Source organism: Cetobacterium sp. ZOR0034 (assembly GCF_000799075.1).
Taxonomy (GTDB): Bacteria; Fusobacteriota; Fusobacteriia; order Fusobacteriales; family Fusobacteriaceae; genus Cetobacterium_A.
This window is the reverse complement of record NZ_JTLI01000010.1, coordinates 1-8,315: the sequence shown is the minus strand read 5'-3', so window position 1 is coordinate 8,315 and position 8,315 is coordinate 1. Positions and strand designations below refer to the sequence as shown.

At 33.1% G+C, this 8,315-nt stretch carries 8 protein-coding genes; all 8 read left to right on the top strand.

The features are described 5' to 3' along the window. Window positions 1-102: 102 nt before the first annotated feature. On the top strand, window positions 103-1,512 hold the full coding sequence (pykF, locus tag L992_RS03565) for a pyruvate kinase PykF (RefSeq protein WP_047383928.1): 1,410 nt from the start codon (window positions 103-105) through the stop codon (window positions 1,510-1,512). A gap of 72 nt (window positions 1,513-1,584) precedes the next feature. Beyond that, the gene (eno, locus tag L992_RS03560) at window positions 1,585-2,892 is read left to right on the top strand and encodes a phosphopyruvate hydratase (RefSeq protein ID WP_047383930.1); all 1,308 of its coding nucleotides are present in this window, start codon (window positions 1,585-1,587) and stop codon (window positions 2,890-2,892) included. Window positions 2,893-2,998: 106 nt separating this feature from the next. Beyond that, entirely contained in the window at window positions 2,999-4,225 is a 1,227-nt protein-coding gene (gene tyrS, locus L992_RS03555; RefSeq protein ID WP_047394462.1) for a tyrosine--tRNA ligase, read from the top strand. Then, window positions 4,225-4,698 (top strand): GNAT family N-acetyltransferase, encoded by a 474-nt coding sequence (locus tag L992_RS03550; RefSeq protein WP_047383933.1) that lies wholly within the window; start codon window positions 4,225-4,227, stop codon window positions 4,696-4,698. Before tyrS ends, L992_RS03550 begins: the two co-directional genes overlap by 1 nt. An 11-nt stretch (window positions 4,699-4,709) precedes the next feature. Further along, window positions 4,710-5,345 carry an endonuclease III gene (nth, locus tag L992_RS03545; RefSeq protein ID WP_047383941.1) on the top strand — a complete coding sequence of 212 codons (636 nt, stop codon included), beginning with the start codon at window positions 4,710-4,712 and terminating at the stop codon, window positions 5,343-5,345. Between the two features lie 98 nt (window positions 5,346-5,443). Then, on the top strand, window positions 5,444-6,610 hold the full coding sequence (locus tag L992_RS03540; RefSeq protein WP_047383935.1) for a cysteine desulfurase family protein: 1,167 nt from the start codon (window positions 5,444-5,446) through the stop codon (window positions 6,608-6,610). A gap of 26 nt (window positions 6,611-6,636) precedes the next feature. Continuing rightward, window positions 6,637-7,011, top strand: coding sequence for a Fe-S cluster assembly scaffold protein NifU (nifU, locus tag L992_RS03535; protein ID WP_047383937.1), 375 nt, complete (start codon window positions 6,637-6,639; stop codon window positions 7,009-7,011). A gap of 68 nt (window positions 7,012-7,079) precedes the next feature. Continuing rightward, entirely contained in the window at window positions 7,080-8,213 is a 1,134-nt protein-coding gene (locus L992_RS03530; RefSeq protein WP_052191804.1) for a D-alanyl-D-alanine carboxypeptidase family protein, read from the top strand. Window positions 8,214-8,315: the final 102 nt, after the last annotated feature.

Below are 8,315 nucleotides of genomic sequence, written 5' to 3'. Positions count from 1 at the left end.
TATTGGTTGGTCGAATAACTATTATACCTCAAAGGATTGGAGTAGTTTCAATAAATTTTAAGTTAACAGAAACAAACTCATTATAGGAGGGAAAAAGGAACTATGAAAAAAACAAAAATTGTATGTACAATAGGGCCAAAAACAGAATCGGTTGAGGTATTATCGGAGTTATTAAAAGCTGGAATGAACGTTATGAGAATGAACTTCTCTCACGGAAGCCATGAAGAGCACGGGCAAAGAATTGTAAACTTAAAAGAGGCTGTAGCTAATACAGGAATTAATGCAGCTGTATTACTAGATACTAAAGGACCAGAGATTAGAACTATAAAGTTAGTAGATGGTCAAGATGTTTCTTTAGTTGCTGGGCAAAAGTTCACTATAACAACTGACGAAACAGTTATTGGAGATGCAACAAGAGTTGCTGTAACTTATAAAGGGTTAACAGATGACTTAAAAGCTGGAAACATTGTTTTAATAGACGATGGATTGATTGAAATGGAAGTTGAAGAAGTAGTTGGAAACGAAGTAAGATGTATTGTTAAAAACAACGGAGACTTAGGAGAGAACAAAGGGGTTAACTTACCAAATGTTTCGGTTCAATTACCAGCGTTATCACCAAAAGATATCGGAGATTTAAAATTCGGTTGTGAGCAAAATGTAGATTTCGTAGCTGCTTCATTCATTAGAAAAGCTGACGATGTAAAAGCTGTAAGAGAAGTTTTAGATGCTAACGGTGGAGAAAAAATAAAAATAATTTCTAAAATTGAAAATCAAGAAGGTTTAGATAACTTCGATGAAATTTTAGAGTTATCTGACGGTATAATGGTAGCTAGAGGAGACTTAGGAGTAGAAATTCCAGTTGAAGAAGTTCCATTTGCACAAAAGATGATGGTAGAAAAATGTAACTTAGCAGGTAAGGTTGTAATTACTGCGACTCAAATGCTAGATTCAATGATAAAAAATCCTAGACCAACAAGAGCGGAAGCAACAGACGTAACTAATGCTATATTAGATGGGACTGACGCTATAATGTTATCAGGAGAGACAGCTAAAGGAAAATATCCAATTGAAGCTGTAACAGTAATGAGAAAAATCGCTGAAAAGACAGATCCATTAGTAGCTTTCCAAATCGAAAACGAAGAGGGAGTAACTATAACTGAAGCAATGGCAAGAGGAACTGTAGATGTAGCGGAAGCATTAGGAGCGAAATTAATCGTTTCTGGTACTGCATCAGGAAGATCGGCAACTGCTTTAAGAAGATACTTCCCAGAAGCATTTGTTTTAGCTATAACAAATAACGAAAAAACTTACAATCAAATGATTTTAACTAGAGGAGTAATCCCTTGTTTAGATACAACTGCTAAAAACTTAGAAGAGTTCTATGTTTTAGCTGAAGAAAAAGCACTAGCTTTAGGACTTGTTAAATCAGGAGATATCATTGTAGCTTCGTGTGGAGAAGAAGTATTCAAAGCAGGAACAAGTAACTCAATGAAAGTAATAAAAGTAAAATAATAAAGTACATAAATTTTGAGACCAAAATTTTAAAAATAAACTTTTAAAAAATTCTAAGGAGGATTCAAAGAAATGACTAGAATAGTTGAAGTTAAAGGAAGAGAAATTCTTGATTCAAGAGGAAACCCAACAGTTGAGGTTGACGTAATATTAGAATGTGGAGCTATGGGAAGAGCAGCAGTTCCATCAGGAGCATCTACAGGAGCTTACGAAGCTGTAGAATTAAGAGATAAAGATAAATCTAGATACTTAGGAAACGGTGTTTTAAAGGCAGTAAACTATGTAAACACTGAAATTAAAGAGTTAGTAATCGGAATGGATGCAACTAACCAAGTAGCAGTAGATAAAGCTATGATCGAATTAGATGGAACTCCAAACAAAGCTAGATTAGGAGCTAACGCTATATTAGGTGTATCTTTAGCAGTAGCTAAAGCAGCAGCAGCAGCATTAGGACAACCATTATACAAATATTTAGGAGGAGTTAACGCTACAGAGTTACCTTTACCTATGATGAACATATTAAACGGAGGAAGCCATGCTGATTCTGCAGTAGACGTTCAAGAGTTCATGGTTCAACCAGTTGGAGCTAAAAACTTTGCTGAAGCTATGAGAATGGGATGTGAAATATTCCACCACTTAGGAAAAATATTAAAAGCTAATGGAGATTCAACAAACGTTGGAAACGAGGGTGGATATGCACCAGCTAAAATCAACGGAACTGAAGGAGCTTTAGATATCATTTGTGAAGCTGTTAAAGCTGCTGGATATGAGTTAGGAACTGATGTTACATTCGCTTTAGATGCTGCAGCAACTGAATTCTGTGTTGAAAAAGAAGATGGAACATTCGAATACCACTTCAAAAGAGAAGGTGGAGTTGTAAGAACAACTGAAGAAATGATCGAGTGGTACGCTGGATTATGTGAAAAGTACCCAATCAAATCTATCGAAGATGGATTAGGTGAAGATGACTGGGCTGGATTCCAACAATTAACAGCTAAAGTTGGAAAGAAAGTTCAAATCGTTGGAGACGATTTATTCGTAACTAACACTGAGAGATTAGCAAGAGGAATCGAAATGAAATCAGCTAACTCTATCTTAATCAAGTTAAACCAAATCGGAACTTTAACTGAGACTTTAGATGCTATCGAGATGGCTAAGAGAGCTAACATGACTGCAGTAATATCTCATAGATCTGGAGAAACTGAAGATGCTACAATAGCTGATATCGCTGTTGCAACAAACGCAGGACAAATCAAAACTGGATCAACTTCAAGAACTGATAGAATGGCTAAATACAACCAATTATTAAGAATTCAAGAAGAGTTAGGATCTGTTGCTCAATACAAAGGAATCGAAGTATTCTACAACACAACAAAATAATTGATTTATATAAGGAGAGACCTTGTGTCTCTCTTTTTTATTAGGCCTTTAAAAATAAAAGCCTTTATGTTACAATAGAGTAAAAATTAGATTATGGAGGATAATTATGTCAAATGTTTTTGAAGTTTTAAAAGATCGTGGATACGTAAAACAAATGACTCACGAAGAGGAGATGAAGGAGTTACTAGAAAAAGAGAAGGTAACTTTTTATATAGGGTTTGACCCAACAGCGGATAGTTTACATGTGGGACATTTTATAGCTATGATGTTTATGTCTCATATGCAACAACATGGTCATAGACCGATAGCTCTAATAGGTGAAGGAACGGCTCAAATTGGAGATCCGAGTGGAAGAACTGATATGAGACAAATGATGACAGATGAGATAATAGCTCATAATGTTGCTTCAATAAAGAAACAAATGGAGAAGTTTATAGATTTCTCTGATGATAAAGCCTTACTAGTGAATAACGCTGATTGGTTAAGAGGTTTAAATTACATCGATTTTATAAGAGATATAGGTTCTCAATTCTCAGTAAATAGAATGTTAGCAGCGGAATGTTTCAAGTCTAGAATGGAAGAGGGAGGATTATCTTTCTTAGAGTTTAATTATATGTTAATGCAAGGATATGACTTCTTAGTTTTAAATAGAAAATATGGTTGTACAATGCAATTAGGTGGAGATGACCAATGGTCAAATATGATTGCAGGAGTAGATTTAATAAGAAAGAAAGATAGAAAGCAAGGTTATGCAATGACTTGTACTTTACTAACAAATAGTGAAGGAAAAAAGATGGGTAAAACAGCTAAAGGTGCTTTATGGTTAGATCCAGAAAAGACATCACCTTACGAATTCTATCAATACTGGAGAAATTTACCGGATGCTGATGTAGCTCAACCGTTAGCATTACTAACATTCTTACCGATGGATGAAGTTAGAAGATTGTCTGCATTAGAAGGAGCAGAAATAAATGAAGCTAAGAAAGTATTAGCTTATGAAGTGACGAAGATTGTTCATGGAGAAGAAGAGGCAGAAAAAGCTAAACAGGCATCTGAAGCTTTATTTGGTCAAGGTGGAGTGGACTTATCAAATGTTCCTACATCTGAGGTAACAGCAGAAGTTGTTGGAATGGGTGTTGTTGACTTGATGGTAGAATTAGGATTATTAAAGACAAAGAGTGAAGGAAGAAGACTTGTTCAACAAAACGGATTGTCTATAAACGATGAAAAAGTAACTGATTTTGCTATGGAAATAACAGCTGATTTATTCGTAGATGGAGCTATAATGTTAAAGCAAGGTAAGAAAAAATATAACAGGATTGTTATAAAGTAGTGATAGTAATAAGAGAAACTACGACAGATGACATAGAAAACATATATAACCATCTTAATTTAAACTATGTAAAAAAATATTGCAAAAATAATGAGGAAGAACAGAGGAAAAATCATGAGAGATGGTATAGATTTTTATTGAGTTCATCTGATTATGCAATGTTTACTGTCGAAGATTTGAGAGGCACCTTTTTAGGAAATGTAAAGTTTGAATTAAATAAAGACTTAGAGGGTGCAGAAATCTCATTGTATTTAGCTGAGTGCATAAGAGGAAGAGGTTATTCAACAACCATTGTAAATGCGAGTATAGAGGAGTTGAGATTTAAATACTTAAACTTAAAGTACATAGCAGCTTATATTTTAGAAGAAAACGAGAAATCTATTCTATGTTTTGAAAAAGCAGGGTTTTACTTTAAAGGTCAAATAGAACATGGTGGAATTGATTATCTCTTGTATATAAAAGAGCTTAGCTGATGGAGGCTGTTTTGAGAAAAAAAGAGAGAGCATTAAAAGTTATAGAGATTTTAAAAGAGAAGTTTGGACATCCAGAATGTGCATTGAATTATCAAACCCCTTTTGAATTATTGGTTGCAGTTATACTTTCAGCGCAGTGTACTGATATTAGAGTTAATATAGTAACTGAAAAAATGTATAAGATAGTTAATACTCCAGAACAGTTTGCAAAGATGCCAATAGAAGATATAGAAGAGTTGATAAAAAGTACAGGTTTTTATAGAAATAAAGCCAAAAATATAAAATTGTGTAGTCAACAATTGTTAGAAAAGTATAACGGAGAAATTCCACAAAAAATGGAAGAATTAACTGAACTTGCAGGAGTTGGAAGAAAAACTGCTAACGTTGTAAGGGGAGAAATTTGGAGATTGGCTGATGGAATTACAGTTGATACTCATGTGAGGAGACTGACTAATCTAATAGGATTAGTTAAAGAAGAGGATGTAATAAAAATTGAGAAAGAACTTATGAAAATTATACCTAAAGAGTATTGGATAGATTTTTCTCACTATTTAATACTACAAGGTAGAGATAAGTGTATTGCTAGAAGACCAAAATGTTTGGAATGCGAAATAAAAAACTATTGTAAGCATGGAGAAAAAGTATAAAAAAGTCTATAAAAAAGTTTTTAATTGTTGACATATTTAATAAAGAATGTTATTATCTTATTGTAAAACAAGAGTGAGAATTGAAGGAGACGATAACTATGAGAGTTTATCTGGATAACAATGCTACTACAAAGATGGATCCAAAAGTATTGGAAGCAATGATGCCATTTCTAACAGAAGAGTATGGAAATGCTTTTAGTATGCATATTTTTGGAAGAGAAACAGGAATGGCTGTTTCAGAATCAAGAGAAAAGATTGCTACTTTATTAAAAGTTAAAGCAGAAGAAATTATATTCACTGCGTCTGGAACAGAATCTGATAATATAGCAGTTAGAGGAGTAGCTAAAGCATATAAAAATAGAGGAAATCATATAATAACAAGTTCGATAGAACACCCAGCAATAAAGAATACATTTAAAGATTTAGAGCAAGATGGTTATAGAGTGACATTTATACCAGTTGATGAAAATGGAGTTATCAATGTAAAAGCTTTGGAAGAAGCGATAACAGATGACACAATATTAATTTCTGTAATGCATGCAAATAATGAAGTAGGAACAGTAGAACCTATAAAAGAGATTTCAGAAATTGCAAAAAAAAATAGAGTGATATTGCATGTAGATGCTGTTCAAACAGTTGGAAAGATAGAAGTTTATCCAAAAGAGTTAGGAGCGGATTTGCTAACATTTTCAGCACATAAGTTCCATGGACCAAAAGGTATAGCTGGACTTTATGTAAGACAAGGTGTGAGAGTAGCTAGAACTATAACTGGTGGAGGTCAAGAAAAAAAACTTAGACCTGGGACAACAAATACACCAGCTGTAGTAGGTATGGCTAAAGCTTTAGAGATTGCCTGCGAGAACATGAATGAAGAGATAAAAAGAGAAGAAGAATTAAGAGATTATTTTGAAGCTGAAATTTTAAAAAGAGTTCCTGAGATTGTTGTAAATGCAAAATCAGTTGAAAGACTTCCAGGAACATCAAGTATAACATTTAAGTACTTAGAAGGAGAATCTATTCTTTTATCTTTAAGTTATTTAGGTGTGGCAGTGAGTTCGGGATCGGCTTGCTCTTCGGATGAACTTCAAGCGTCACATGTTCTTTTAGGAATGGGAATAGAACCTGAATTTGCTCATGGAACAATAAGATTTAGCTTAGGAAAGTATAATACAAAAGAAGAGATGGATTATACAATTGAACAAGTTGTAAAAGTCATTGAGAAACTAAGAATGTTATCCCCTTTATGGAATGAATATAAAAAATAAAATAATTGAAAACTAAGGAGAAAACTATGCAATATACAGAAAAAGTAATGGATCACTTTATGAATCCTAGAAATGTAGGAACTATGGAAAATCCTGATGGATACGGAAAAGTTGGAAACCCATCTTGCGGAGATATCATGGAGATATTTTTAAAAATAGAAAATGATGTTATAACAGACGTTAAGTTCAGAACTTTTGGATGCGCATCGGCAATAGCGACATCATCAGTTTCAACTGAAATGGTTTTAGGGAAAGATATTCACGAAGCTTTAGAAATTACAAATAAAGTTGTAGCAGAAGCTTTAGGTGGTTTACCAGCAACAAAAATGCACTGCTCAGTTTTAGCTGAAGAAGCATTAAAAGAAGCTATTGAAGACTACTTGGCTAAAAAAGAAAAATAATGTATAATATTTAGGAGTTGAACCTGTAAAGGTGAGACTCCTAAATTTTTATTTGGAGGAAGAAGCTTATGAAGAAATTGGTTATAGTTTTCATGTTGGTTATCTCAACATTATCTTTTTCGAAAAATACTAAGACTAAAGTAGTAAAAGATAATACCCCAGATTATAGAGCGTATATTTTAGGAGATGATAAAGGAAATATATTTTATCAAGAAAATGCAACTCAAAAATATCCTTTAGCTTCGGTTACTAAAGTTATGACGATAATTGTAGCTTTAGATGAGATAAGAAAAGGAAATATTAGTATGTATGATGAAGTCACTATTGATTGGGAGATTTTAAGTGCTGGAGGAAGCGCTATTCCGATGGAGAGTGGAGAAAAAATAGTTGTTTTAGATTTATTGAAATCCGCGGCTATCAAATCTGCAAATAATGCAGCATACGCATTAGCTAAGCATGCAGGAAAAGGAAGTATTCCAAGATTCATAGAGATGATGAATGAAAAAGCGAAGAGTTTAGGATTGGAAAATGAATTAGAGTTTTATACACCTGCAGGATTGCCAGATCATATGACTAAGAAAAAATTAGATATGGGGACAGCCAATGGAATATATAAACTTTCAATGGAAGCTTTGAAATACCCTGAATATATAGCTTTAGCAAGAGAAAAAACTGCAGATATAAAAAATGGAACATATAAATTAAAAAGTACAATTCACCTTTTAGGAAAAGAAGGAATATATGGACTTAAAACAGGTTATCATACGAAATCTAGATTTAATATAACTGTAATTAGTAATAAAGATAATGCCGATATAGTTACAGTAGTAATGGGTGGAAAATCTACAAAAATAAGAGATGAAAAGATACTAAGCTTGAATGAAAAATTTCATGAAGAGTATAAAAATAAAGAGATTATAAAAAAAGATATCCCTGTTATGACTGTTCCTCTAGTAGGAGGATATATTTCTGAAGTAAAAGTTTATGGAACAAAATCATTTTCTAAAATTGTAAAAAAAGATGCCGATGTCTCAATAATTACAGAGAGAGAAAAAAGACTGGTAGCGCCTATAAAAGCAGGAACTTCAATAGGTATATACAAAGTTTTAGTGAATGGCGAAGCGGTATTTGAAGACAAGTTGATAGTAAAAAGAGATGTAGAAAAAAAGAGAATTATGGATAAAATAATGGATTTATTTTAAAAAAATAAAAAAAGTTGTTGACGTAATTTAAAATTTATGGTACTATAATTTTTGTCAGCGGGAAACACCGCCGACAAGAATTATGGAAAAGGACATTAACAA